This is a genomic window from Microbacterium sp. S1037 (genome assembly GCF_048381605.1).
Taxonomy (GTDB): domain Bacteria; phylum Actinomycetota; class Actinomycetes; order Actinomycetales; family Microbacteriaceae; genus Microbacterium; species Microbacterium testaceum_B.
Genome location: NZ_JBLWIG010000001.1, coordinates 58919 through 85386, shown reverse-complemented (window position 1 = coordinate 85386; position 26468 = coordinate 58919). Strand labels below are relative to the sequence as shown.

Here is a 26468-nt window from a genome sequence, read left to right as displayed (position 1 = left end):
GTCCGGGCTTGACGACCGGATGCCGTTGGCCCATAGCCGTCGCGACGCGCCCGGGGTCCCCGAGCTCGGTGCGTGCCGTCCGGGCGCGGATTCGCAGTCGGCGCCGACCGTAGGATGGACGCGTGATCGACCTGACTCTGCTGCGTGAAGATCCCGAGCTCGTGAAGCGCTCCCAGATCGCCCGCGGGGAATCGCCCGCGTCGGTCGACGACGCGATCGAGGCGGACAAGCTGCGGCGCGCCCGAATCACCGAATTCGAAGAGCTGCGCGCCGCTCAGAACGCGCACGGCAAGCGCGTCGCGCAGGCGCCGAAAGACGAGAAGGCCGCCCTCGTGGCCGAGGCCAAGCAGCTCAGCGAGCAGGTCAAGGCCGCGCAGCACGAGGTCAGCGAGGCCGAGGCCGCCGCCGATGAGGCGCTGGCGAAGATCGAGAACATCGTGCTCGAGGGAGTCCCCGCCGGCGGCGAGGAAGACTTCGTCACCCTCCGCACGCACGGTGAGATCCCGACCTACGACTTCGCGCCGCGCGATCACCTCGAGCTCGGCGAGAAGCTCGGCGCCATCGACATGGAGCGCGGCACGAAGGTGTCGGGCAGTCGTTTCTACTTCCTCACCGGCATCGGCGCGCGTCTCGAGCTCGCGCTCATGACCCTCGCCCTCGACCGGGCGCTGCAGGCCGGGTTCACGCCGATGATCCCCCCGACGCTCGTCCGTCCCGAGGTGATGCGCGGCACCGGCTTCCTCGGCCAGCACGCAGACGAGGTCTACCACCTCGACAAGGAAGACCTCTACCTCGTCGGCACGAGCGAGGTCCCGCTCGCCGGCTACCACATGGACGAGATCCTCGACCTCGAGCGCGGCGCGAAGCGCTACGCCGGGTGGTCCACGTGCTACCGCAGCGAGGCCGGTTCCTACGGCAAGGACACCCGGGGCATCATCCGCGTGCACCAGTTCAACAAGCTCGAGATGTTCGTCTACACCGACCCGGCAGATGCCGAGGCCGAGCACGACCGTCTCGTCGCGATGCAGGAGGGCATGCTGCAAGACCTCGGGCTGGCGTACCGCGTGATCGACGTCGCCGCGGGCGATCTCGGCTCCAGCGCCGCGCGCAAGTTCGACATCGAGGCCTGGGTCCCGACGCAGGACGCCTACCGCGAGCTGACCAGCACCTCGAACTGCACGACCTACCAGGCGCGCCGGCTCGAGACGCGTTTCCGCCCCGAGGGTGGCGGCAAGACGCAGCCGGTCGCGACGCTCAACGGCACGCTCGCGACCACCCGCTGGATCGTCGCCCTCCTCGAGACGCACCAGCGCGAAGACGGTTCGGTGACGGTGCCCGAGGTGCTCCGCCCGTACCTGGGTGGGCTCGAGATCATGGAGCCGATCGCGTGACCGACGAGGCCGCTCTCCCCGACACCGGCGCCGTCGAGAGCGCGCCGAAGCAGGAGGCGGCTGACGCCGTCGCCGACCTCGCCGACGCCCCCGTCGAGCGGATGCTGATCGCGCTCGACATCGACGGGACGGTCCTGCTCGAAGACGACACCCTCAGCCCCGGCGTCGTCGAGGCTGTCGCCGACGCTCAGTCCGCCGGGCACGAGGTCATGCTCGCGACCGGTCGCAGCTGGGACAGCACCCACACGATCATGGACCGCCTCGGCATCCGTCCCGAGTACGCGGTGTGCTCGAACGGGGCGATCGTGATGCGTCGCATCGGAGAAGGGGATGCCGCGCCCTACGAGCGCGCGCACGTCGAGACGTTCGATCCGACCGAGGTGTTGACCCTCCTCGGCGAGCATCTCGCCGGAGCGCACTTCCTGGTCGAGCTTCCCGACGGCTCGCGCCTGTTCACCGACTACCTCGACGACTGGAACCTCGAGGGCGCCAACCGGGTGACCTTCGATCAGCTGTCCGAGCAGCCGGTGTGCCGCGTCGTCGTGGTCGCTCCCGAGAAGACCGACAAGGACTTCCTCCAGCTCGTGGAGCGCATCGGCCTGAGCCAGGTGTCGTACGCGATCGGCTGGACGGCGTGGCTCGACATCGCCCCGCAGGGCGTCGACAAGTCGACCGCTCTCGAACTCGTGCGCGAGTGGCTCGGCATCCCGCCCGAGCGTGTGCTCGTGATGGGCGATGGTCGCAACGACATCGAGATGATGCAGTGGGCCGTCCGCAACGGCGGCCGCGCGATCGCGATGCACCAGGGCCCGCCCGAGGTGCACGCGGCCGCGGGCGAGGTCGGCCTCTCGGTGACCGAGGGCGGCGTCGCCGCGGTGCTGCGCGCTCTCTAGCTCTCAGATGTGCGCGGCGTGCCCCGGACGGTGGCTCACGACGCTCGCGACCAGCCACGCCAGAAGCCCGAACGGCGGCAGGAGCAGCAGTGCCGTCGCCCACGTGGCCTTGAGCCCGACGGAGACCTGCGCGTCGCGGATCGTGACGACGGTGGCCCAGATGGATGCCGCGTAGATGAGTGCGAAGACGATGAGCATGGGGTTCCCCTCCTTGTCGAACAAGGCCCGCTGCGGAGGGCGGTGGGCTGTTTCTCTCGGTCTACGCCTGCCGTCCGGCGGATTCAAGCGCCGGTGGACGGCGCTGGGTGAACCGATATCCGCGGCTTAGCGTTCGCTCAGGAACGGATGCCGGACCACCCCCAGGCCTCGCGCATCGCCGCGCGCAGGACCCGCGTATCGCTCCGGTCGAGAGCGCGGCGACTGCGGTCGAACGCCGCGCGAGCGGCATCCTGAAACACTCCGGCGCGGGCCGGTGCGGTCGCCGCGAGTGAGGCGAGGCATTTCTGGAGGCGCACCTGGACCTCGATGTCGGCCGCCCCGTCGCGCGCGAGCGGACGGAAGGCGTCGTGAACGAGGTCTTCCCACGTCGGCGGGGTCACGAAGACGCGCTCGTACTCGACATCGTGCGTCGGCTCGGTGACCAAGGCGCGGGTGAGCACGCGCTGCAGGGCCGCGATCACCTCGATCGCCGTGCCCGGGTCGTTCGTCGCGGCCGAGAGCGCGCGGCTGCCGATCTCGGTGAGGGCGATCACCCCGAACCGGGGATCCTGTTCGTAGGTGCGGTGGTGCTCGATCCGGAAGCAGCGACGGATGCCGGATCTCAGGCTGTCGTCGATCGTCCCGCGCACGAACACGAGGGGCACTCGTGCGTCGGCGATGCGCCCCGGTGCGGCGTGCACGTGGAGGTCGACGTCATGGGAGCGCGCGAGTCGATCGAGGCCGGCCATGTCGACGTGCGTGACGTAGCCCACCTCCTCAGCGACCACGGCTTCGGCATCCGCCGGGATGCCGGTGCTTCGACGTGCACCGAGCGCGGGGGAGGCGGCGAACACCTCGAGCGAGGCGGTCGCCGCCTTCTCGACGCGGTCGATGACGTCGGCCATGCGCCCGAAGGTGGCGAGGTGCGAGATCCACCGCAGGAGCGTCACGACGACGATCGCGATGATGACGATCGTGCCGACGAAGAGGATCGTCCGGCCCTGGTCGGTGTAGTACCCGGTCGAGAGCGCGACGATTCCGACGAGAGAGAACGCGAAGGCGCCGACGAACGTCGACACGGCGTTCTGCGAGGTCGGGTCGGCGATGAGCAGCGAGGTCGAGCGCGGGGTCGCCGTCGTCGTCGCGGAGGAGAAGGCCGTGACCATCGCCGTCACCGAGAAGGTGCTCACGGTCAGCATCGCCGTGGCGATGATCTGCAGGAGCGATCCGACCGCGTTCTGCCCGAGGTCGATCGAGAGCGAGAACGGCAGCAGCGGTCCCAGGAACCGCGCGGCCAGCGCGACGAGCACCGCGATCACGGTGAAGATCGCCGCGCGCACCCACACCTGGCGCCCGAGACGGAGGAAGAGGGATGCCACCGACCCGCGCACTGCTTTCGCCATACCCTCGACGCTACTCACGGCTTCGCAACGGCGACGGGGGCTGGACGCGCGGTCCGCCGCGCCCTCGGTAGACTCGGACGACCGGGAGGGTTGTCCGAGCGGCCGATGGACCTGGTCTTGAAAACCAGTGGGCAGCAATGTCCCGTGGGTTCGAATCCCACACCCTCCGCCAGATGGTGCTTATTCGAACCCCGCCCAAATGAAAGTTTGGGCGGGGTTCTTACTTGGAAGCCTTCTTCGTCCCGCTGAAAGCTGAGGAGCACTGCGGACGGGCTCCAGCGACGCTCTGGACGGTTCCCCCACTCTCGGACTGGCACGAGCGCTCCGTCCGTTCCTGTAGCGCTGTGTGCGGCGTCCAGTTGAAGTGGAACCGGTACCACGGCGACCTCGCGGGCTTCGACGGCGAGCGTCGAATCTTTGGACAGCAGCCCCGCGAACAGCTCCTGCACTTCGGCGTCCTCGACCGAGCCGTCCTGGCCGATGAACAGCTTCGTGAACAGCCCCTGATTGAGCAGCCGCCGCTCGGCAGGGATGGCGTTGACGTATTGCTCGTGGCAGAGGCGAGCGACCTCCAGTGCGCGTTCAAGCTGGTCGTCCAGTTGTTCGAGCGCCTGCTCGGAACTGGCGATCTGATGCTCGGTGGCATCTACCTCGCGAGTAATCCGGTTCATTTCGCTCTTGAGGATGTCGAGAGGAACAGCCCCGGCGTAGTGAGCCTTCATGAGCGCGGATTGTTCGTTCTTCAGCGCCCGGTGTCGTCGGCGCGCCTCATCGAGAGTGAAGCGCGCATCGGCCTGGCTGTTCGCCAGTTCCTCGCGGACGACTCGGCGGATCGCCTCTATGCGTTCCGATGTGAAACGAAGCTGTCGATAGAAGTCTGCGACCCCCTTCTCCACCGCCTCAACGCTGACGTACTTTCTCGTGCACGGTGCAGCCTTGGCTCGTCGTCCGAGGCAGAAAAAGTAGTCGTAGTAAGCGCCCAGCCGTCCCTTGTTGCGGGTAAACACGAGGCGGTTGCCGCACTCGCCGCAGAAGATCGTGCCCTTCAGGTAATGCGGGTGTCGACGATCCTTCTCGCCGGACGAGTTGTGGGATGCCAGCACGTCCTGGACGCGGAGCCACAGTTCGCGCGGAATGAGTGACGGGTGCGCGCCTTCGTAGAAGCCGCCTTTATAGACGACGATGCCGACATAGTACGGGTGCGACAGGATCCGGTTCAGGGTGGAGATTGCGATCGGTCGTTCCGGTCGGTTATGCGCGCCTCGGTTGACGAGACCGCGCGCTTCGAGTGCAGCGCAGAGATTCTGAAGGCTCCAGTTGCCGGTCGCGTACTCTTCGAATGCCCACCTGATGTGGGGAGCGCGGCGCTCGTCGATCTCCACCCACCGGATGTCGGCGCGGCCTTCCTTGCGCTGTTTATTGATGTAGCCAAGGGGCGCTTGGGAGGGAGTGCCGCCCTCCTTCAGCTTCGTCGTGATCCCCTTTTGGACCTCACTCGCAAGGTTGTTGGAGTAGTAGGCGGCCACCCCGCGCATGAACTGGAGGTTCAGTAGGCCCTGCGGTGTCTCGTCGATGTACTCGGTGACAGATACGAGCGCGGTCTTCGTCTTCTCTCTGGCGTCGTCCACGACGTAGTCGACCTTGGGGGAGCGGCTCAGTCGGTCGAGCTTGTGAACGACAATGTGCGTGATGCGGCGCTCAGCGAGGTCCGCCAGCATCTGCTTGAAGGCGGGGCGGTTGATTGTCGTGCCGGTTCGACCTGGGTCGATGTAGACGTCAACGACTTCGAGGTCGTGCTCGCGGGCGTAACGCTCGCAGGCCTCGCGCTGGTACGGAATCGAAAGTCCGTACTCGCCTCCACCCATTCGGGCCTGCTCCTCGGTACTGACCCGGGCGTAGACGGCAGCGCGGCCGCGACGCTGCCTCTGGGCCTCCGCTGCCGGTGTGAGCAGCGGTTCAGACGTCGGCGTTTCCCCATTTCGGAGGCGCTGCACGAGGTCGGTGTGAGCGCCCTGGTACAAGCCTTTTCTTGTACGCCACTTGGGGTCGGTCGAGCCGCGATCGTCCGCGACTCCCTGAGTGGCGGCGTCGTAGCGAGGGATCAAGGTCCCACTCTCCTTGCGCTTCGGTCGATGAGTGGAGTGACCATAGCGGATCACCTTCGTGTTCGCGGTCGGGTCTTGGTTTGCATCCTTACGGGGCATGTTCACCTCCTTTCGCTGGGTGTCGTGGTCAGTGGACCACGCGACGCATATTCATGCAAGTGAATACATATGCGATTCAGTGCCGACCTCTTCTGGGCAATGTCTGCACTCGGGCAGCCCGCGCGCCTTGGATCCGATCAACGGCGAGCTGGGCGTAGCTCGGGTTCAGCTCGATACCCCGCCAGTCGCGTCCAAGATTCTCGGCAGCGATCGCCGTCGTGCCCGACCCCATGAACGGATCGAGCACCACTCCCTGCTGAGGCAGCGCGTCCGGGCACTGGCAGGTTTGCCGTAATGCGCCGCGAACAGCGGCAGCTCCGAGCTTTCGAACCACGCCGCGCTTCCAAGGAGCCCCGCACTGTTTGCAGATTCCTTCAGGGCACCCGGCACGCACGCATTGTTCAGCCAGAGTCACCGGGAACGTTGCGTGGTGATCGCCCTTCCAGGCGCTCACGGGGACGGTCCATACGTCCCCGGGGTTCGCTCCGAGATCGTGACCCACCCGTCCGAGCGCTCGGTTTCGCTTCAGCCCGTCGCCGCGGTCGCCGTGCTTTCCTTGCCACGGATCTGGACCGGTGCGCGCAGGAAGGTGCTCCCGTCGCTTCGGTGGGCGCGTCAGATGAGGACGACGTACAGCATCGAGATCGAAGAAGTACTTCGATGACAGTGCGAAGACGTAGACAACTTCCCATTGATTGCGCAGGCGGTCGCTCACGGCCGTGGGAAGCCCGTTGGGCTTGGCCCAAGCTACCTTGTTCCTGACGACCCAGCCTGAGTCAACCATCGCGATAGCAAGCCGTTCTGGACCGAGCAGCAGACTCTTCTTCGGAGCCCCATTTCCGGGCGTCCGCGAGTAACTGTCCCCGACGTTCAACCAGAAGGTGCCGGTCGGCTTCAGAACACTCTTCAGCGGCGCAACGACCTTGAGCATGTTGTCCACCCACGCCTGGACGTTTGCCTCGTTGCCGAGCTGTCCGTCCATCCCGTAGTCGCGGAGCCCGTTGGCATACGGCGGACTGGTGAGCACCATGTCGACCGAGTTTGGCGGCAGCGTGTGGAGCGTGCTGATCGCATCGCCGACGAGAAGTCTTGGATCTTCACTAGGCATGATCTGCCTCCCGGTTCTCGGCGGTGAGCTTCTTGACGATGTCGTCGGGCGTCGTGAAGGCGTGCAGTGCCATCGTGACCCCCGCTGTCCGCCCTAGCTCTCTGCGGATACGCGTGATTCGTTCGTTGTCCGGCGCGATCCAAAGCACCTGCGGGAAACCGCCCGAACGCTTGTCTTCTATACCGGTCCGCCAGTAGGCCTCGTATGCGTCCGCCTTCTTCTTTGCGATGGTCTTGAGTGATTCCGTCGAGCGGTCATACTCCCCGAAGACCAACGTCTCCCAGTCCGCATGCGCCGCCACGATCGCGAAGAAGTCGGGCTTTAACATGACGAGACTGCCGCCAGCGCCCAGAAACGGACGCCAGCACCGTGGTTCAGTCGTGAAGTCGATGACTTTGAGCTTCCCGGCGCGTTCGGCTTCGATGAGGCTCAGGTGGATACCGGCAACCCCGAGCTCATGCTTGAGGAAGGCGGTCGACGGCTCACGGACTCTTCGCTCAGTGCGGCTGGAACCGAGGCGCTCTCCCACGGGAGTGAGGTGCCAAACGTGCTGCGAGGAGCCGCCGTTCACTCCACCCAGGGTGCGCGGCAGTGCCGTGATAATGCCCAGTCGCTTCAACTTGGCCAGCACCCGGCGCGTGCTGCGCGCGGCGCTGAGGGGGCTGGCGTGGTCGAAGAAGTGCCAGCGTTCGAGGTGGTTGGTGCTCAGGAATCGATGCTGCTTCAGGGTCCTGATGATGCGGAAGTCGCGCTCGGTGAGGCTCATGCGGAGTTGATCGAGTCGAAGCTTCCCTACCCGGCCCGGGCGGATGCTGGGCGTCATGCCAGAGGCATGACTGTCGATCCCTTGATCGGCTGAGTTGGTAGTGATTGAGCGGGGCTCATTGGGGTTGAGGAGCGACCGATCGGTAGGCCGATCGGTCACGTTGGGTTTGGATGACAGGTCGTTTTTTGAAGGGGTGTTCATTGCGAGAGGTCTCCTAGTTAGCTGTTGTCAGTCGTGCGTGGGCGGCGACCAATCGCGGGTGGTGGCCGGCCCTCATCCCCTGGCACCGTCGCGTCGGCTCCGTAGAGTTCGGCGATTGCGCGGTCCACTTCTGCTGGAGGAATTCCGTATCGGCGGTGACCCTCGGCGCGCACTTGCTTGGGGTCAATCAGTGGCTCAGGCAGTTGGATAGTTCGGCCCGACGCGAAGGGTTGCGTTCTTCCCTGCTCGTAAAGCGCGGCGTAGATGTGGAACTGCTCCAGGCGCATGAGGTCGATGGCATCGAGTTCTGGCGAGTGTCGCGACAAGGCCACGGCGTCGTCGGCCCCGAGCTGGAAGTACACCCGGCTCCGCACTGTGCCGGTGACCACATCGCGAAGCTCGCTGCTTAGCTGGCTCATCACTTGGTTGCTGAGCACGAAGCCCGCTCCCCACCCGCGAAAGAGGGTCAGCGCTTCGGCGAAGTCCTGGTTGCCATGCGTGAAGCGGTGCCACTCATCGACGGCGAACATGACCGGGTGCCGTTGCTCGGGGGGCCAGATTGCGCGTTCTCTGATCGCGGAGAACGACTCGTGAAGGAGCAGCGCCCCCAACAGCGCCACGCCCTGCCTGCCGAGCTGCGCTTCTGGAAGTGGCGCGAGCAGCACCCGCTTCTCGGCGCCCAGAACTTGCCGCACATCGAATCTCGGTTCAGCCTGTCCGAGGCAGCGCCGAAACGAAGGCCGAAGGATGAGACCTCGTAGGCGTGTGAGTACGGGGGCGACAAGTTGTGAGCGCGCCTGTTCGCTCCGATTCTCGAACTCGGCCCAGTACGCCTGGAGAAACACGTCGCCCGCCGCGTTTGCCACAACCTTGCGGCGAAACTTCAAGTCTGAGAGCAGTAACGGCAACATGAGTAACGTCGCGCCCGGGTACTGAACCAATGAGGACAGTGACGCCTGCAGGAGGTCGCGCGTGGTGACGCCGATGACGTCCGACAGTACGGACGCGAAGATGCTGACCAGGCTGTCCACGACCAACTCGGGGGACTGGTCTCCGAGCCGGAGCGGGTTGAGCCCGATTACCCCCTCTTCGGAGAGGAGGTCGAAGTACACCAGGCGGTCGCGGTGTTCGGGCGCTATCCGCGAAGCAACGGCATCGGACAGATCGACCTTGGGTTCCAGTACCAGTGCGGCGTTGCCCTGGTTTACCCACTGCACCACAACCTGTGCCGTGGCGTCAGACTTGCCGACGCCGACGGGTCCGAGCAGATGAACGCCACGGAGCACGGCATCCGGGCTCAGCGAGAGCGGAAGCCTCACTCCTGGTGCCGTCGCTTCTGCCAGCACGACGCGACCACGAATGTCCGTCGGCGTGTCAACGACTGGTGCAAGTTGCACGGGATGAAGCGGCGGCAATCCCGGTAGCTCCTCCCCGATGGGGAGTCCGCTCAAGGCAGCGGCCTCGCGCACCGTGAGTCGAGTCGACCACCACCACGGCTCCCGCGCCTCGTCGAAAGACGACCCCGAGGCTGCTTCAGCCATCAAATGAACGCCGGGAGCTTCCGCGCGTCGAAGTGCGGAGTGGAGCCCGCGGATAAGCGCTCGCTCACGTGCGGGAGTTGCGGCGCTGGCTCCGATCCGAATGACGGCGGCGACGCCGGGTTGGTGACGTTTCTGGTGGATCTGATCAGTCACGACCCGTTCTGGTCGTGAGGGCCTCATGCCGAAGAGTTGGTCGACCACGGTGGGACTTGCCACCGCGTCGCCGTCGTTGGCCGTCGAACCGTGATGCCGTGGCCCGATGAATAGTTGCAGGGCGGCCGTCTCCCCTTCCCGCGCGCGACTCACCGCTCGATAGATTTCGCTGGTTGAGGCTTCCAAGGGGTCTGAGGCGAATGCACGGTTCGCCGGACGAGGCTTGACCGTCCATGCCACCGAGATTGCGTCCCGCGGACGGGTTCTGACGGCAGCCGCATCGAGTAGCGGAACGACGTCGACACGAGCACGCAGGAGAAGTCGTAGGCCGTCGCCGTCTCCGCGAAGTTCAAGAACAATGCGGGGCTGTGACGTGTCGTTGGCGATTCGCCGCAGCATCTCGACAGCCACGGTCTCGCTCATCGGGCGCTTCACGATCAGCTCGCGCCAGACGAACGGCTTAGGCTTCGGCATCTTCCACCTCCTGAGCCTCCTGATGAAGTTGCCGACGAGCGATGGCTAGAACGGCGCGGGCCACCTTTCGGAGTGCCATCTCGTCTCGCGCGGACGTCTCCTCCGCGTTCACTACGGTTACCTTTTCCTCGCGCTGCTCGTTCATATGCCCTCCCTTCGCCTGTCGTTATGCCTGTCGCTGCTCCCCTTGAGGGCGAACGAAGAACATCTGCCCCCACCGTGGGTGGAGCGCCGACTTAGTACCTGATGTATTGGTCTGCATCGAGAAGGTTGGGTTTGGGTCGTAGTCGATGCAATTTCCGCGACCCGAATGATGTGATTCGCGAATTCCTCACCCATTATGAGGGAGACGCGTGTTGTGGTAAACGGGAAATGCTTGCTCAACGCGAATTTCACAACACCGAACGGACATTCCGTTTCCTTAGTATTAGCTGAGGATTAGCGACGCGATTTCCATGTTGTAATTGCGACAACGACGCCGACGAGGACGGCACCGATTACGAGCAGCTGCCACCAAATGCTGACGAGCAGGTCGACGGCGACGGTCATGGCCCACGCGGTGAACAACACCGCTAAGCCGAAGAGGGCAATCTTTTTCGTAGTGCTGGATGAATTTTCGGGCATTGTTGTCAACCCCATTTCTGATTGCTCTGGGTGACGCGAACGAGCGCATTCGCGTCACCCAGAGATCGCTACTACTGCTCTGGACGTTCCCCACGCGCGAGGTAGCAGTCGCTGACTACCCCGCGAAGTGGAGTATCGGCCTGACGGCGAGCTTGTGCTGCCAGCTCTAGGACCCCATGACGGATTTCGGCTTGAATCCGGTCTCGTTTGGCCTCAACATCCTCTCGGTATAGCTCGTCAACTCCGCGAAATAAGCGTGCAACTGCAAAACCGATGACGCCCGAGAGAGCGCTCCCTAAGGCGGTGCCGACGATGCTCCATATGACAACGGGATCTATCACGGGCATTCCTCGTCGGCTCCGACAAGACGCGGCACTGAATACCAGGGGTACTCGTCGGGTCTGAGGTAACGCCACACACTGACTTCGGCGAAGGCCGCGCTGGTGGCCTCAACGATCTGCTCGCGCACGCGCACGCCGTCCTTGTAGATGTTGAAGCCATATTGGGGTACGGCGCTGGGCAGTACAGTCGAATTCGCCACGACTGTTCCTCTCTGGGTTAGGAGTGGTCGCCGATAGATGGAAGTTGGTAGCTGGATCGCTCGGCGTTTGGGATGGTTGGCGGCCACGTGTAGCCCATGTGGTCGCCAACCGCTTTGAGTCGCGGTGGTGCTTCTGCTGCGACTGGAGGAAAAGGAAATCACGCAACGATCACGGGCGTCCAGCCAATGAGCTGAGGTTGTTGTGCTGTGCTGTTTGGCACAAAGTGGCACAAGCGGGCACAAGCAAGAAATGGCCTCTGAACAGGAAAAACCCGCTCATTGCTGAGCGGGTTAGGTTGGGCCCTGATGGATGCTGATTGTGCTGGGGTGTTCCACTACGGATGGATCGAGTCGCGCTCGTAGCGCAGCTCCGCCTGGCGGAGGAGAAAATTCTCCTCCCGCATGATGTCGTGACTCGTGACGTTCCTGTTGTACCGCCTGCCTTCCCAGGGGCCGGCGAGCGAAGTGATGATCAGACCATCCTCGTCACTGCCTGGGGGGAGCGGCCAGAGGAACGAGCTCGCGTACACCTGGGGGTCGCGCTGCCATTCGTTCGTGATCTCCAAGACCGTGAGCAAGAACGACGAGAACGTCGGGAACCGCAAGAGCGCGTCGGTTCGCATCACCCAGAGGGTGATGATGTCGAGCAGACAGGTCGGTTCCTGTCCGCTACTTCGGTAGTCGTCGACGATGGTGGTGAACTCATCGCTGTCGAGCCAGTCTGAGAACTCGAAGCTGAGCATGCTTGGCGTGGTAAATTGCAGATCGCTTAGGCCCATGGTGGCCCTCCTTGAAATTGGGGGCCAACCCGCAGCATATTATACATTCAAATGCATATATCGTCAATAGGTTTGGGGGACGTTATTGCGGAATATCGACATACCTTCGAGTCTTAGTGTCGAGGAGGCGGATGTTTATGTGCTTCTTAGTTCTCCCCTCGCGCCAAAACACGCAGCGCAGTCAGTGGCTCTAGCCAGTTACGCCAGAGAGCAGTTCCGTATTAATGAATACTGGGTAGCTGAGCGTATCGTCTGGTGGGCATTGAGTACCGCCGTGACCGGTGACGAAGAGACCGCCGAGCCTCCTTTGGTCGCTGCGCGCCACCTTCTGGGCTTTTACGCCTATCCGGTCGATCCAGAAGAGCCGTTTGGGGTGGCGAAAAAGTCGCTTCGCGGGCGCTTGACGAAAGAGAACGTAGGAAAAAACAAGTTTCGCACGTTCAAGATTGGCGCGCGGCAAGAGATAGCCGCGAGCGAGGCACGCTATGGCAGCCGGACGACGCTATCAGGCAAGGGATCCAAGCTACCAAAAGTTGCTGCGGCAGTCTGGTCGGCTATGAAGGTCGAGTTCACCAAGCTGACCCCTGATCAGCTTGAGGACCTACGGCAGAACGCTCTATCAGACGGGCGTCCGGACTGGCACCGCGCGAATGGTGATCCGGAGGGTTGGGTGATCACCCGTGCCCCCTCTGTTGACGAGGGTTCATCGGGGGGTGGCGTCCCCTGTAGATCAAGGGTTGGACCTCCAGCAAGAGTCTCGTGACGAGGATGCGGTCGTAGCTGAACCGGAGGGCGTGGACGCCTCGTCGCGCGATTCTGAGGGCGAGTCTGTTGCCGTCGTCGACCCCAATCCCAAGACGACGCCTCGCAGAAGAATGTCGCGTGCTCTGGTCGCTGGGGGCGTCATCCTCGCCGCCGCCGCCGTGGTAGTTGCCTCGCCCCTTGTAAAGGCGCTCTTTTCGGAGTCCGAGTCGACCACCGTTGTCGAGACGTTTGTACCAAGCGAAGCCGACATCGAAGCTGCCGCCGATCTCGGCGATGACGGGCTTCACGCGGAGTGCGCCGCCCGTTCTTATAGCTCAGCGCGCACCGATGCTCGCATGTGTCTCGTTGCGAACTTTTTGCGCGACCCGTGTTTCCTCACGGAATCTGATCGAGCAGTGTGCCCAGATGTAGAAGGATTAGGGTCTAATTTTTCCGGGCGTGCGCTATCGGTGCTGCTCTCAGGGACTGTCGATCCTGATTGGTTGGGTTCCGGTGACCTGGTAGGGGCCGAGCAGGTCGCATCGACCGATTATCCGTGGGCGTTTCAGCTCGACCACCGAGACGAAGATGGTCAACCATACCTCTGTCAGGTGGATGTGCGGAAGCTTGTCTCGTTCAAGGCGGCTTCCTTCTCATGTAGCACGACGGGCTCGCACACTCGGGTGATCCTCGACAAGGAGGCGTTCATCACGGGGAAGCACATGATCTCAATCCAGCCAGACGATGTCGTCATCGCTACTGACTTCCAACGCACGAGCCCGCAATGGAGCGTCGCCGTTCAGCTCCCCGGATCGAACAAGCTGGAGCGCATCGACATCACCGAGGCATGGTTCTAAGTGCGATTCCTGTAGGGGTGCTGGGGAGCGGCTTTGTCCCGACTTGGCTCTCACCGCGACGCCGGGCGGAGTGCGCGTCCGAGCGGCATTTGCACCGAGAATCATCGCGGCATGATCGAGCTGGATTGTGGCTGTCGAGACGTGCGCTGTTTAACGGGTCATCGTCGCGGGCTACACGTCCAGTAGTAGCCTCGGCGCGAAAAGCGCCGCGGCTGTCGCGACCACGTAAAGCAGGTGGATAGCGATGGAGATCGGGTTGTGATTGACGATTAGCACCACGAGGGTTCCTACTGCATAAAACCCGCCCGCGACAAGAATAGACTCGTCCAGGTCCGTCCACGCAAGGGCGAGGATAGCGACATTGAACGCAATCAGAATCCAGAAGATGAAGGACTGTTTCGCAAGTTCAAAATCTCCGCCAAGAAATGTCGGCCCCTCGCCCAGGCTGATGTCTAGAATTTGTATCTCACCCCATTGCAGGGCAATCATGATAGCGAGCACGGAGAACACTGCTTGAACGGCCACAACTAGTAGGAAGCGTGGCAAATAAGACCAGTATCGTGCGAGCCAATCTGCGCTGGTGCTCGCCGCCCGCACGGTCCTTCTCGTGAAAGAAACCCACGCAATGATCGTGTTTAGGCCGACGACGACCCACACGAGGGCGCTTGAGGGCCCCGTCAGCACCTTGAGGAAGCTGACGAAGATGGAGAATGGGTCGAGGCTGGGTGGCTCCATGATGCGCTCCCGTCTTGCTTGCGAATGGATTGAGCGTCGGACCTGCTGTCGCCTGACGTATCAGCGCCACGCTGAAACATCAGGCGCGCCTCGGGGTATGAGGTCGGTTACCTCCATTTTGAGGACGTTGCTCAGCGCCACCAACGTATAGAGAGACGGGTTGGCAGCTACGTCCGGGCGAGACAGGCCCTTCTCCAGCTGGGCGTACGTCGCCCTTGTGATCCCTGCTGCCGCCGCAAGCTGCTCCTGGCTCAGGCCTGCCTCGATGCGTCGACGGTGAAGCTCCAGACCGAGTTCGCGTACGTATGGTGCCCACTTCTCGGGAGGGACGCGTTTGGCCATTCCTCTACGGTCGTCATCGCCGCAGGTGCAGTGGATGATAAATTATGCATAATGAAGGGTGCGTGAAATATCTTCAAGTCGCCTCAGCATCCGCTGACGACTTGCTGAGCGCACGTACCCGCCCGCGCACTCTTCCCTGGGGGAACCGTCATGACCCGACCTGTACTCACTCGCCATGCCAGACGGGCGGGCCACGCTGTAGCCGCCGTCCTCATCACTTCCGGACTAGTCGTTCTCGGTTTAGGAGGGGCTGCGCAGGCGTCGACCACCTCCAGCCCTACTGCTGTGGAGGCTGCGTCTTCTGACCAGGCTCGCCTGCCGAACGGAACGCCGTGGTCGTCAATCTCCCGAGTCGGAGTCGACATCGATACTCCGCTGACGGCCACGATCAGCTTCAACTATGAGATCACGCCGGGCGTGGACGAGACCAACCTGTTCGTCCAGATCCCCACGGCTGACGGACCTCCGCTGAAGTCCTGGGACGTCCACTTCACCAAGGACGGGACCTTCTCGGAAACCGTGTCCTTGCCCGCCGGAACGTATCCCTTGAAGATCGAGGGCTCGTTCGAATGCGGCGTGGACTGCTCTGACGTTCGGCCTCTCTACGAAGGGGCTTTCACGGTCATCGCGGTGCCGTACGGCGACACCTTCGTCATGATCACGAGCGGCCCCGAGCAGACCGTGAACGACAGCGGCGACGTCACCCTCACCCTCGGCTACGATCTCCGACCCAACGTGGAACAAACGGGAGCCAGCGCGCTCCTCGAGTCCTACGTCGACGACGAAGCCGGTAAGCGGACCTGGTTCCACCCGCCGAGCGGTTCGCAGTGGACAAACGTCGACGGCCCCGGAATCTTTACGGACACCATCACCCTCGCCCCCGGCACCTACACGCGCCACATCACCAGCTCGTTCGTCCAACACTGCGACTGCTTCGGCACCAAAGACATCATCGAGCCGTACACCTTCACCGTGCCCGAGAAGGTCAACCCCACCCCCACGCCGACGCCTACGGTGACTCCGACGCCCGAGCCCACGGCCACCCCGACGGCGACACCTACACCGCAGCCGACTGACACCACGTCCCCCTCACCCACCGCTACCTCGACGCCGATCGTCATCTCGCTCTCGCCGAGCACGGTCGTCCCGGGGAACCAGGTCACGGTCAAGGCCAGCGGCTTCGCACCCGGCGAGTCGGTCGAGATCTGGCTGCACTCCACGCCAGTCAAGCTGCTCTCCACCACCGCCAGCGCAGACGGCACGATCTCGAAGACCGTGACCATCCCCTCTGGGACGACAGTCGGTGCACACAAGATCGAGGTACGCGGAGCAACCAGCGGTTCCGCGTATGCAGCCCTTACCGTCAGCGACGGCCTGGCAGTTACCGGCTTCGACCGCACCGATACCGCGGCTGCGGGGGTTGGAGCGAGCATCCTGATCCTCGGAGGCATTGCCGCCCTGATCATCGCCCGTCGGACACGTCGACAGCAGGTCTGACGCTCCTGCCCGCGCGAGGGCTGGTTCTTTCGAATGGAGGGACCAGCCCTCTGCTCTGCGGGGTGCTCAGCGCCTCGCGGTTAGCGAGGCAAGCGGGTGAACTCGGGTGGGAACACGCTTGCGGTAGTGGACAGAGCCCCGGCCACAGGTGTCATAGAATCCAACGACAGCAAGGAGGGTTCGTGCAGACAGCAACTGCTGAGTCGGGGCAGTCACGAGCCCATCTGCTGGCGACGGAACTGGCGCGCTACGAAGCCGAGCAGCCCGGATACTGGGACTTCTCCGAGAACCGGGGGCGCCAGGGCAGCCACGCCTTCTTTCAGTATCCCGCGATGATGGTGCCGGAGCTGCAGGGGACGCTGTTGGATGCGCTCCAGTCGGTAGCGCCGGAGACGAAGCTCGTCTACGACCCGTTCTTGGGTTCGGGCACCGTGCTGCTGGAATCGATCTACCGTGGGTTGTCGTTCTTCGGAACCGACATCAACCCGATGGCGACACTGCTCAGCCGGGTTAAAGCGAACCCGCCGCAGGGCGAGGAGGCGGCCGCCGCGGTGACCCGGGTGGTCGAACGGGCGAAGCGGCTGCGCAAAGGCGAGCTCCACATCTTCCCAAACAGTGACAAGTGGTTCATGGACGACGTCGCCCACGAGCTCACCCGACTGCGGCGCGCCATCATCGCCGAGCAGGATCTGGTGACGCGGCGGTTCCTGTGGGTGTGCCTGGCGGAGACCGTTCGGCTGGCATCGAACTCCCGCACCTCCACCTTCAAGCTCCACGTGTACGCGGCGGAGGACCTGGAACGGCGCAAGCCGAGGGCGCTGGAGATGTTCTCCTCTATCGGTGCCTCGAACGCCACCCGGGCGGGGGAGCACTGGGTAAAGCTGAAAGACCAGCAGGCCACGCCGGCCGTCAGCATCGTGCGCGGCTCCGTCCTCGACGATGTCGGAATCCCTTTGCAGGCGGACGCGCTGATGACGTCGCCGCCGTACGGCGACAACGACACCACCGTCCCCTACGGCCAGCACAGCTACCTGCCCCTGCAATGGATCGCACACCACGACCTCGGCGAGGACTTCGACCCCGACCTGCTGCGCTCTACACTCCGGTTGGACTCAGCAAGCCTGGGCGGGTCGATCCGCAACGCCTTGGACCAGGAGGAGCGTGACCGCCTGGAGAGCCTGTCGCCGGCATTGCGTGACTTCCTCGTCAAACTGGAGGGTGCCCGTCCCCTGCTGAAGAAGGTGCTCGCCTTCACGAAAGACTACGAGCGTGCGCTGCGCAGGGTGAGCACACCGTTGAAGCCGGGAGGGTTCAGTTTCTGGACCCTCGGGCAGCGCCGCGTGGGCGGGGAGACCCTGCCGCTGGTACGGATGACGGCGGAGTTCCTGCAAGCCAGCGGGCATGACGAGGTGACGACAATCATCCGCCAGCTCCCGCGAAGCCGACGCATGCCGGTGCGCAACAGTGTGGGTGCGACGATGGCGACCGAACACCTGTTGACGATGGTCAAGCGCTAGGGACACTCTCCAGCTCGAATGCGGGACGTGTCGCGTAGCGGGTGGCGAGGGCGGCGACATTGACGGCCACATCGGAGCGAACCCTGGCGACCCGGCGCATCCCGTACTCGAGGGTTCGCTGTTCTGTGTCGATCCGCACAGAGACTCCGCGTGCTTCGTCTGTACTCCCGAGGCCATAAGACGCCGCCAGGCGAGCCAGATGTTCAGCGGCGTCGGGGACCTCCCGGAAGAGTTTCTCGGCGTCGGTGAAGCTGTTCACGGCTTTCTTTGCGAAGTTCAGGAGCACCTTCTGGCGCTGTCCCCAGCCTTCCGAGTACGGCCGCCCGTCGGGTTTGCGAACCGTGAGGATGGCCCTGCCATCGGCACGGAACACCGTGGCGTCGAGCGCCTCGGCCGGCACGACGATGCTGCCGGTGTAGCGCACGCCCCACACCCGCTCGTCCTGATGGAGATCACCGAGCCGGTGGTAGAGATTCCGCTTGTTCGGCTTATCCTCGAACTCCGCTTCGTCATAGATCTCGACCGGGTGCAAGACGAGTTCGAGGACGTTCGGCCTATCTCCGCCGCGGCGGATGGAGAGGTCGCAGGCTTGGGCAAGTAGCACATAGTACTTTCCGTTGCCCTCACCGACCGCCACGTCGGTGCCTTGCGGTGCCCAGGTGCGCTCGAAGATGTCGCCGACTTCCAACGGCAGTCCGAGTGTGTTGAAGGCGTCGGTTGGCTCGAACACATCAGCATGCTGCAGAGCACGGATCTGTTCACCGGGCTTCTCCGCCTTCAAGTACTTTGCGACGGATCCCTTGCGGAGACGGGGAAGCAGTGTCTTCGCTTTGTCGGACCTGACGGCGGCGGTGAGCAGCTCCTGGTACCTGCGTTGTGACAGCCTCAGCGGGTGTTCCAGCTCGTATGTGCCTTCCCCTTGGGCAACCGAAACCGCCCCGATGAGCGTGTGATCCTCCAGCTCCTCGAAGCTGGCGAGCACTTCCCGGTGCGCGTCGGTGAGCGCCTGACGCGCGAGCTCGCGGTATTCGCGGATCTCGCCAACGAGCAGCAGGGTGCGCACCGCTGCCGGAAACTGAGCGGGGTCCTTTAGGCGAAACTTTCCGATGGCGAGTACCCGGTCAGCGCTGCCGGCGAACTTCTGGCGGAGTAGATCGGTGAAATCGCGTTCGGACTGACCGTCGACGGCATCCCTCGTCAACAGGCCAGCGTGCACGTGTGTGCCGCTGCCTGCCAAGACATCGCCGAGCAATTGCTCGCCCGAATTACCTGAACCGCCTGCGGCCGGCTCGCGTTCGAAATTTCGGTCGATGAGGATGAGGACGGGCGTCGTGTTGCGCAGTTCAGCAGCGCTCTTCTTCCGCCACTCCGTGAGGGAGTACTGCTTGAAGTCGGACACCTCTCGCAGGAACTCTCGCAGAAGCTCGGGGGCGCTTACTTCGTCGGCGAGTTTCTCCTCGGCCAGTGAGTCGCGGCCGTCGCGTTGAAGAGCGGTGGCTTGAACGAGCGCGAGCTTAATAGAACGAGGAAGGACGTCCCAGCTGTCGGTGAGGTAGGTCGTCACCTCGCCCACTTCGTCCGGGTCGACGGCGGCGAATCCTATGTCCGCTTCCTTGTTGTTAAGGATCTGCACGACAGGTTCCAGGAGGGCGTCATCTGCAAGGAGCTGACCGGTGACGCCAGTCGCATCGCTAAGGCTCAGCTCGCCGTCGAGTTGGGCGGCGTTGAAGTCGTCGATGCTGATGACGCGCCGGATGCCGAGCGCAGCAAGTAGCCCGGACATGGTCTGCTGCGCCTGCTCACGAGCTGCTGGATCCATCAATTCGCCACTTCCTCCGGAGCGTCGCTGGTCACACTGTTGCGCAGGTCGATCTCGAACGTGCTCGGCCGCCCTTGAGCGCCGGGGTCCTCGAGGAGCTCGATGCTGGCGTCTTCGGCAGCCAGGAGCTGCTTTACTACGAAGAGCCCGAGCCCCCGGCCGTGCAGTTCGGGTTTCGTGGTCACGAACGCGTCGAAGAGCGAGTCCTGGACGGACGGGTCGACGCCTGGGCCGTTGTCGGTGACAGTGAAGCGGGGCTCAGCGACTCTCACTTCGATGCGGCCGACGGAGATCCTCTCCTGCTGCAATGAACGCTTCACCCAGTACTCGGCGTTGAGGATGAGGTTATCGAGGACCTGAACGAGCTTTCCTTCGTTGGCTCTTACCCGAAAGTCCTGCGCCACCGTCAAGGAGACCTCGACGCCTGCCACGGCGAGCCGCTCAGCGTGGTACTCGACGATGGGCGTCAGCAACGAAGACAGGTTGGCCACTGTCTTGCGGTCGCGGCGGAACTGCAGGGCGGGGTTGAGCCGGGCGGACTGTTTGAGCAACTCGTTGGCGGACGCGCGCACCTGCTCGGCGAAAGCCAGTGTCCGCGGATCCCTCGGTTCGAGACTGCGCAGGTAATCGGTGATCTGGTAGGCGCGGCCGCGCAAGCGTTCGCCGATGTTGTCGACTTCGTGCGCGAGGAGTTCGGCGCTCAGCCCAAGCGCGACTGACTCCCAGGCCCCGGCCAGCCGTCGCTCGGTGGTGTCCAGCTTCTGCTGCAGCAGAGCTGCGGACCCCGCTAGTTCTTGGAGTATCGCCCAGGTCGCATCGACCTCACGAAGCGACGCGTCGATGCGTTCCCGGGCGCCCTGAACCTCCTGGGCTACCAGTTCGACGGCACCGCGCAGCGCGCTATCCGCCCATAACGAGTCCTCGGACTCTCTGCTGGAGGCGACCAGCCGGTCCACGGTCTTCGCCAGCGCGGTCACGCTCTCCCGGGCGCCCGTGCTCGCCTGTCGTGCGCCCTGAGCGGCGACCAGCTGACGCTCGATGTGCTCGACGATCTCAGCCGGGGTGGACGATTCGGGTACCTGCGCGGGCGTGAGGTAGTCGCGGCGGCGTTCATTCCACTCGCGGCGGACCAAGTCGAAGCAGCGGCGCGCTTCGTTGGTCACGGCCGTCATCAAGGCGAAGAACGCCCGCCATGCGGGGGTGTCGCGGAAGGACTCTCGGTTGCTGGTCTCCTCGAGTCCGGAGTTGTGCTCGACTGTGAGGTTCACGTAACCGGCAGTGTTCTTGGGGCGCAGGCCATAGAACGATGACCCCGACGTCTGTTGAGCGGAGAGGTTCAACCAGTCCTGTGGCAGCCGGATTCCGAAGCCGTCGCGGAACACGCGTATGCCGCTGAGCGCAGCCCCGAACTCCGCCCAGTCGGCGCGGGTGAAGCTTGGCTGCCCGTCGAGGTCTTCCGCGGCGCTACCTTCACTGAGTGAGTAGGAGCTGATCTCCCCGTGAAACGGTCCTGGGTCTGCGAACGATGCCTGGGGAGCCACGTCGGCGAGCTGGATGGTCCTCTCAAAACGCAGGAAGTATTCGTCATCGCCTAGCATCAGCCCGACTTCGGCGGCGCGTTTCGGCTTGGTGGCGCGGAGTGATTCGGCGAAGGAGAAGCCGCCGTCAGCGACGATGAGTTCACGATACGCACGCCGTTCCGCGGCGTTACGGCCGCCGAGGACGGAGTGACGCATCTCGCTTCGAACGGTCAGCGCGCCAGCGTTGTAGAAGAACGTCATGTGCCAGGGCGCGTTGCTCAGCACCTCCTCAGCCTGCTGCCGCACGTCGAGGGCCCGCTTGTCGCGGCTGACGCTGACAGTGAGGTCCGCCGCGCCGCGGTAGGGGGAGATTACGGTCGCCAACTCGCGCTGCAAGTCGGCGTCGGCCTGGCTCGTCCAGTACCCACGGCTGGCCAGTCCGAGGACCGTAATTGTGCTGCCTGAGGGCAGCTCGTCGGAAAATTCCGTCTCTACGCCGAGGCTGACGCTGCCGAGCGTCTGTGCCTGCGCGAAACGGTGCCAGTCGATGATTAACCGGTGGTGTTCCCGGCCGTATCCCTGCGCGACGGCCCCGGGCTTGGCTGGGTCGTCGTAGCGGCTGGCTGGGACGGTGTCGAGCATCACCGCTCGTCCGAGGCGCTGGACGCCGAGCCTGCCCAGGCCTTTGTCTCCGAGGGGGACGCGGGTGCCGCGGGTCTTCCCGCCGGCGGCCTTCAACTCCCGTTTCTGGCTGTACGAGACAGTCAACCAACCGTCTCGAATGGCGTCAAGCGTCATACCGGTGCCGTTATCCGTCACGCGCAGCATGCCCAGGACCGCATTCGGGCTGTCGCCGTCCTCAACGACTTCTCCCGTGTCCAGCGAGTACCAGTTGAGAGTGTCGATGGTCACGCGCACCGTGCGGGCATCCGCGTCGTAGGAGTTCTTGATGAGCTCCGACAGTGCCTGGGCGTCATCTGTGATGAGGTCTTCGCCGAGTTTGAACAGTACGGACGGGTGTACGTCGAAGTGCATGGTGGTGCCCGATTCCACATTGTCGACGTTCATGGTGGGTTCTGGTTGCACGGTGCTCTTCTCGCGGGACGGCGCTCTCACGTGATTCCTATCACGCCTGGGGCAGCTCTGCCGTGCCGTGCAGGCAGATAGTCCGCCGTAGCCAGAGGTTGGAGCAGTTGGTGAGCAAACTCGTCCAGTGATCCTCCCGGCTGCTCCCGGTGAACCAGTCGCTGCCAACGAGAGGGATGACTTGGCCGACGACCGAAGCCCCACACGCGTAGCTCGCGGGTCGCCAGCTCGGTGCTCAGCCAATAAAGCTGCTCTTTGAACAGGGCGCGGTTCTGCCCGGTTGGCAGTTGAACTCCGAAACCCAAGAGGACGTCTGTTGCCTCACCGTTCAGCGCGTTGAGGATGTCGCTCCTGCCTGTCTGCCACACCTTCTCGTTCGCAGTGATCCCGTGCAGCGCTCCAACATTTCGGAGCGTGGCGGGGTAAAGGTTGGCGACGATTGCCGTGCTGCAGCCGAGTGTGCGCCGGGCCAGATCAACACGGTCCAAGGTGCGGGCTCCTGCTGTCACGGGCAGGCTGTGAAGCACGGCGACCAGACGCTTGTTCATCAGCATCAGTATGCCAATGCCGGCTCTCATGCCCTTGTTCCGGCGGCGCGGTGTCATGACCGGGTGGCGCTCGGTGCGCTCATGGCGGGTTATCTTCACGGGTGCGGGGACAGACTCGTCGCAGTAGTCCTCCATCCACTCGTAGACCTTGTAGTGGTTGAGGGCGATGACCCCTAGCGGCAGGCATCGAACTGCTGGGGCTCGCGGAGGCGGTGAACAAGGTCGCGATCGTCATGCGCTCTTCGTCGCGGGTGGTTCTTCTCGCTCGCAGCCGAGGGCCGGAGATTCAGAGTCATGCACAGCTCAAGTTGGCGTTTGTCAAACGGCGCGAGTTGCTCACGCTGAGAAGGGTCTTGCGAAGAGCCACTATGCGATCATCCGCGGCCCCATCGGCACCGCGCGCGGTCGCCTAACGAGTAGCTCGCGCTCGGGATCATGCGTTCTTTCCCGCCCATCCGGCCACCTGCGTGTTTGGTGGCGCAGGTGCCAGCCCTCGAGGGTGCGCACGACGCGCGTATTCCAGATGAAGTGCTAATCATTGGTGCCGGTTACGACTCTCGCTTAGTGGCGGAACTGGCGAAGAGTCGGGCGCGAGCGAAACACAAGATTCTTCTCGGGCTCCCTGGGCTGCAACCTCAGATGTACCAAGAGAGTCAACTTCGAGTGGCTGAGGTTGACGAATCGTTAACCCGGCTGAGTGACCGATCTTTCGTCTACTGTGCGGCTAGCGATCCGTGGGTTACGGCCGCGACATTGCGGGATATCGTGCGCGACGAACGTAGTCTCCGGCCGGTCAATCTTTATCTGGCACCCGTCGGACCTAAAACGCAGGTCCTTGGGTTTGGTTGGTACTTTCTGACTGATGAACGGTATCAGCCGACGAGCATGCTGTTTCCATACACCACGAAGTACAGCCCAGAAACTTCACATGGTTTGGCTCGTTCCCATGTCTTTTCGCTCGAATTAGATTGGATTCAGGCTTGAATTTTCACTCCCTTCGGCTAGCTTTCCGAAGGTCCGAAGGGTGGAATCTTTACCCTCTCAACTAGTCTTCGCTGTGCTCGGGTTGTAGGCGAATCAGCTCGGGGTAGCCGACCAGGGTGTACATGATGGTTTCGGGCAGGTACCCGGGGGTTTTAAGCCACGCACGGACTTTCTGGCCGTCTCCCTGGCGATCTGCGATCTCAGAGATGACTGTTTCTGCGTCCTGGTAAGAATGACCTCGACGGAGCCGCCCCCGCGAAGCGTCGCTCATGAACTCCTCGATGGGAGACTTCTCTCCCACCTTCCGGTGCGCCCATTCCCGGAGCTGGTCGTTGCCATAAGCGATGTCCTGGATGACTGAGTTGGCCTGCACCCGATGCCAGACCTCCAGTACGTTCGTTTGCGGTTCCTCGCCGGCGGCAGCCATTGCGAGGTACAACAGGAAGCGCATCGTAAAAGTCGAGTTATGAAATACGTCGACCGGTACGAGGGTGCTCAGGACAGCCGTGGCGCCGGACGCGACGATCATGTCAGATACCGCCACCACTCCGCCGCCACGCGGACCGGTGTGGCAGGCGCTGAGGATGACTAGCGGGGGCATCTGGCCAAGTTCCAGTCCAATGACCGGCTCGTTGCCAATCATCAGGCCCGCAATGTTCGCGTCGGGCTGCTGGAAGCCGTGGGCACTGATGACAAGCACAGAGGGCCTCACCTCTGCGATCGCCTCGCGAAGCGCCCTGGCATTCAGCGTCTCCCTCACGTCAATCTCGATGTCGTTTGAGGAGAGCGTGGTCGCCGTAAAGGCCCATGCGCGACGTGACACCGCGCCGACCGGGTCGTCGTCGGGGATGCATTCTGCAATTAGGACTCGCAATTTGCCGTCCATCAGGACCTCGGCATCTGGGCTCAGTTCGACCTGCAGAGCCCGGGTCAGCGGGTTGATCGGCCGGTAGGCGATCGGTGTGATCGTCGCAAGCGGGGCGGTGTCACCGGGGAGAGTTAGGAGGCCAAGGGGGAAATTTGTGAACGCGTGGATATCGGATGCGCGCGCTAGCACCGTGGGAAGCGAGCCAGACCATAGGTCGGCGGCCGCGGTGTTGAGCTTTCGCATTAGGGCCTTCACGGCGGTGGGACGAGCCCCTTCGACCCAGTGCTTTTCCAATGCGGCAAGCCCATGGAACAAGGCGTCATTGAGCGGAGGCAAGACCACCCCCATGGCGTCGGTCGCGGTGGCGTCGTGAGCGACAAGCAGGCTGAACACCTCCTCCTGATCCTTGTCCCATACGCCGTCGCCAGGCGGGCGGCTGGCGTTCGCGATCATCTTCTTCCGGTAACCGGGTGCTACACCAGGCGCCGCGAGGGATAGCTGCGACCTCATCGACGGGGCCAACTTCCGCGCGGTCTGGGGAAGCAGAGTTGCAAGGTCCTTCGGGTCGAATTCGACGTCTTCAAGCTCAACGAGTGCTCGAAGTCGGGTTTTCAACGTGAGGAGATCGAGGGCGCCAGCACTAACGTCGTCGTACATCTCCGGTTGCGTGTGTGGATGTCCCATTAGTCGGGCGAGCCGCTTGTATGAGAGGTCCGACCCGCCTGTGAGTGGCACTTCCATCCACCTTGGGGCTGCGGGGTCCAGAGGCGCTCCCACGGGCCACTCGCCTTTCCAGCGATCGGTCAGGTCGAGCCAGTGCTGGTCGAGAGAGGCCTGAGATATCTGGTCGAACGCGACAGGTGGCAGAGTGAAAGTGAACTTGCTATGAGCTTCTTGGGCCACGGTCAAAGCCTCAGGGGGGCAGATCGTGAGGACGAGGTCGTAAAGCTGTGCCAGGGCTGCCAGGTGGTCATCGATGGCGAGAAGCTCCGTCGGGGCGAGCAGAATGAGGTGCTTGGCAGCGGTGGCCCGGGTTTCCTGGATAGCGGCGAGTGGCAGGTCGAGCGTCTCGAAGCGCGTCTTCGGAAGGTGCAGCGCATAGCGGATGCCGACGAGTGCCGGTAGGAGTTCCTCATCGAACACTCCGGCGGCGTCGAGTAGCGGTGTCCCCTCGCCCGTCAGCAGCAGGGGCTGGCGTGGTCGGTCCATTGCGCCCGGTAGATCGCAGGCGACGATGTATAGCGGTCGCGGCACGCTCAGGCTTTCCATGGGCCGAGTCTCCATTATCTGAGGGCGAGGCGTCTACATGATCACTAAACACCCCCTAGGAGTCCTTCGCTGGGGCTAGCGAGCGGATCGGGAGTCGATCCAGTCGAGCAACCGCTTTGTCTCCCAGGAGGGGTTCGAAAGCCATTGCGTGGCCTCCGCAACGACGCAAGCGGCTCCCGCAGGGGGCCGCTTCCGTCGTTATGGCTGGCTGAGCGGGAGGCGAACGGAGTTGGGCCCACGCCGCCGGAGGCTCCGCGCGTCGCACAGCGGCGCGTGGAGGGGCGGTGGGGAGAATCCCACACCCTCCGCAACGACGCAAGCGGCTCCCGCAGGGGGCCGCTTCCGTCGTTATGGCTGGCTGAGCGGGAGGCCGCGGTCGTCGGGGGCGCCGGGCGTGTCTCGGTTG

19 protein-coding genes, 1 tRNA gene and 1 pseudogene are annotated in these 26468 nt (G+C 63.6%); 7 read left to right on the top strand and 14 right to left on the bottom strand.

Features of this window, described 5'->3' with window-relative positions:
* The first annotated feature begins 122 nt into the window (after nucleotides 1–122).
* Complete coding sequence (serS, locus tag ACMW4R_RS00370) at nucleotides 123–1391, top strand: serine--tRNA ligase (protein WP_418298808.1); 1269 nt, start codon at nucleotides 123–125, stop codon at nucleotides 1389–1391.
* Nucleotides 1388–2284, top strand: a complete 897-nt coding sequence (locus tag ACMW4R_RS00365; RefSeq protein WP_418298807.1) for an HAD family hydrolase — start codon at nucleotides 1388–1390, stop codon at nucleotides 2282–2284. Before serS ends, ACMW4R_RS00365 begins: the two co-directional genes overlap by 4 nt.
* A 3-nt stretch (nucleotides 2285–2287) precedes the next feature.
* Here the strand turns inward: ACMW4R_RS00365 and ACMW4R_RS00360 are convergent, their stop codons facing one another.
* Nucleotides 2288–2482 (bottom strand): PLDc N-terminal domain-containing protein, encoded by a 195-nt coding sequence (locus tag ACMW4R_RS00360; protein ID WP_058614517.1) that lies wholly within the window; start codon nucleotides 2480–2482, stop codon nucleotides 2288–2290.
* A gap of 137 nt (nucleotides 2483–2619) precedes the next feature.
* Nucleotides 2620–3885 carry a DUF2254 domain-containing protein gene (locus ACMW4R_RS00355; protein WP_418298806.1) on the bottom strand — a complete coding sequence of 422 codons (1266 nt, stop codon included), beginning with the start codon at nucleotides 3883–3885 and terminating at the stop codon, nucleotides 2620–2622.
* Nucleotides 3886–3969: 84 nt separating this feature from the next.
* Here ACMW4R_RS00355 and ACMW4R_RS00350 point away from each other — a divergent pair.
* Nucleotides 3970–4057: transfer RNA gene (locus tag ACMW4R_RS00350), tRNA-Ser, on the top strand.
* A gap of 757 nt (nucleotides 4058–4814) precedes the next feature.
* On the opposite strand, the pseudogene ACMW4R_RS00345 reads toward ACMW4R_RS00350, so the two are convergent.
* From ACMW4R_RS00345 to ACMW4R_RS00320, 6 genes and pseudogenes are all read right to left on the bottom strand, one after another.
* A pseudogene (locus ACMW4R_RS00345) lies at nucleotides 4815–5750 on the bottom strand (recombinase family protein); the annotation flags it as partial.
* Between the two features lie 415 nt (nucleotides 5751–6165).
* Entirely contained in the window at nucleotides 6166–7197 is a 1032-nt protein-coding gene (locus ACMW4R_RS00340; protein WP_418298805.1) for a DNA-methyltransferase, read from the bottom strand.
* On the bottom strand, nucleotides 7190–7963 hold the full coding sequence (locus ACMW4R_RS00335; RefSeq protein WP_418298804.1) for a replication-relaxation family protein: 774 nt from the start codon (nucleotides 7961–7963) through the stop codon (nucleotides 7190–7192). Before ACMW4R_RS00335 ends, ACMW4R_RS00340 begins: the two co-directional genes overlap by 8 nt.
* A gap of 218 nt (nucleotides 7964–8181) precedes the next feature.
* Nucleotides 8182–10332 (bottom strand): hypothetical protein, encoded by a 2151-nt coding sequence (locus ACMW4R_RS00330; RefSeq protein ID WP_418298803.1) that lies wholly within the window; start codon nucleotides 10330–10332, stop codon nucleotides 8182–8184.
* 961 nt (nucleotides 10333–11293) lie between these two features.
* A complete protein-coding gene (locus tag ACMW4R_RS00325; protein WP_418298802.1) occupies nucleotides 11294–11497 on the bottom strand; it encodes a hypothetical protein in 204 nt (67 codons plus the stop codon).
* 335 nt (nucleotides 11498–11832) lie between these two features.
* Nucleotides 11833–12240, bottom strand: a complete 408-nt coding sequence (locus ACMW4R_RS00320; RefSeq protein WP_418298801.1) for a hypothetical protein — start codon at nucleotides 12238–12240, stop codon at nucleotides 11833–11835.
* A 310-nt stretch (nucleotides 12241–12550) separates the two neighbouring features.
* Here ACMW4R_RS00320 and ACMW4R_RS00315 point away from each other — a divergent pair, with 310 nt between their 5' ends.
* Both ACMW4R_RS00315 and ACMW4R_RS00310 read left to right on the top strand, forming a co-directional pair.
* Nucleotides 12551–13039 carry a hypothetical protein gene (locus tag ACMW4R_RS00315; protein WP_418298800.1) on the top strand — a complete coding sequence of 163 codons (489 nt, stop codon included), beginning with the start codon at nucleotides 12551–12553 and terminating at the stop codon, nucleotides 13037–13039.
* Complete coding sequence (locus ACMW4R_RS00310; protein ID WP_418298799.1) at nucleotides 13014–13877, top strand: hypothetical protein; 864 nt, start codon at nucleotides 13014–13016, stop codon at nucleotides 13875–13877. The genes ACMW4R_RS00315 and ACMW4R_RS00310 overlap by 26 nt, the downstream gene beginning before the upstream one ends.
* Nucleotides 13878–14048: 171 nt before the next feature.
* Here the strand turns inward: ACMW4R_RS00310 and ACMW4R_RS00305 are convergent, their stop codons facing one another.
* Both ACMW4R_RS00305 and ACMW4R_RS00300 read right to left on the bottom strand, forming a co-directional pair.
* A complete protein-coding gene (locus tag ACMW4R_RS00305; RefSeq protein WP_418298798.1) occupies nucleotides 14049–14612 on the bottom strand; it encodes a hypothetical protein in 564 nt (187 codons plus the stop codon).
* Nucleotides 14613–14672: 60 nt separating this feature from the next.
* Nucleotides 14673–14954, bottom strand: a complete 282-nt coding sequence (locus tag ACMW4R_RS00300) for a helix-turn-helix transcriptional regulator (protein ID WP_418298797.1) — start codon at nucleotides 14952–14954, stop codon at nucleotides 14673–14675.
* A 150-nt stretch (nucleotides 14955–15104) separates the two neighbouring features.
* Between ACMW4R_RS00300 and ACMW4R_RS00295 the strand changes: the two genes are divergently transcribed.
* Both ACMW4R_RS00295 and ACMW4R_RS00290 read left to right on the top strand, forming a co-directional pair.
* Entirely contained in the window at nucleotides 15105–16451 is a 1347-nt protein-coding gene (locus tag ACMW4R_RS00295; RefSeq protein WP_418298796.1) for a hypothetical protein, read from the top strand.
* Nucleotides 16452–16633: 182 nt separating this feature from the next.
* Complete coding sequence (locus ACMW4R_RS00290) at nucleotides 16634–17968, top strand: hypothetical protein (protein ID WP_418298795.1); 1335 nt, start codon at nucleotides 16634–16636, stop codon at nucleotides 17966–17968.
* Here the strand turns inward: ACMW4R_RS00290 and ACMW4R_RS00285 are convergent.
* From ACMW4R_RS00285 to ACMW4R_RS00270, 4 genes are all read right to left on the bottom strand, one after another.
* On the bottom strand, nucleotides 17958–19787 hold the full coding sequence (locus ACMW4R_RS00285; protein WP_418298794.1) for a hypothetical protein: 1830 nt from the start codon (nucleotides 19785–19787) through the stop codon (nucleotides 17958–17960). The two genes, ACMW4R_RS00290 and ACMW4R_RS00285, sit on opposite strands and share 11 nt — an antisense overlap.
* On the bottom strand, nucleotides 19787–22375 hold the full coding sequence (locus ACMW4R_RS00280) for an ATP-binding protein (protein WP_418298793.1): 2589 nt from the start codon (nucleotides 22373–22375) through the stop codon (nucleotides 19787–19789). Before ACMW4R_RS00280 ends, ACMW4R_RS00285 begins: the two co-directional genes overlap by 1 nt.
* Nucleotides 22376–22419: 44 nt before the next feature.
* Nucleotides 22420–23076: a hypothetical protein gene (locus ACMW4R_RS00275; RefSeq protein WP_418298792.1), complete on the bottom strand. Its 657-nt coding sequence runs from the start codon at nucleotides 23074–23076 to the stop codon at nucleotides 22420–22422.
* A 910-nt stretch (nucleotides 23077–23986) separates the two neighbouring features.
* Complete coding sequence (locus ACMW4R_RS00270; RefSeq protein WP_418298791.1) at nucleotides 23987–26062, bottom strand: CHAT domain-containing protein; 2076 nt, start codon at nucleotides 26060–26062, stop codon at nucleotides 23987–23989.
* Nucleotides 26063–26468 lie beyond the last annotated feature (406 nt).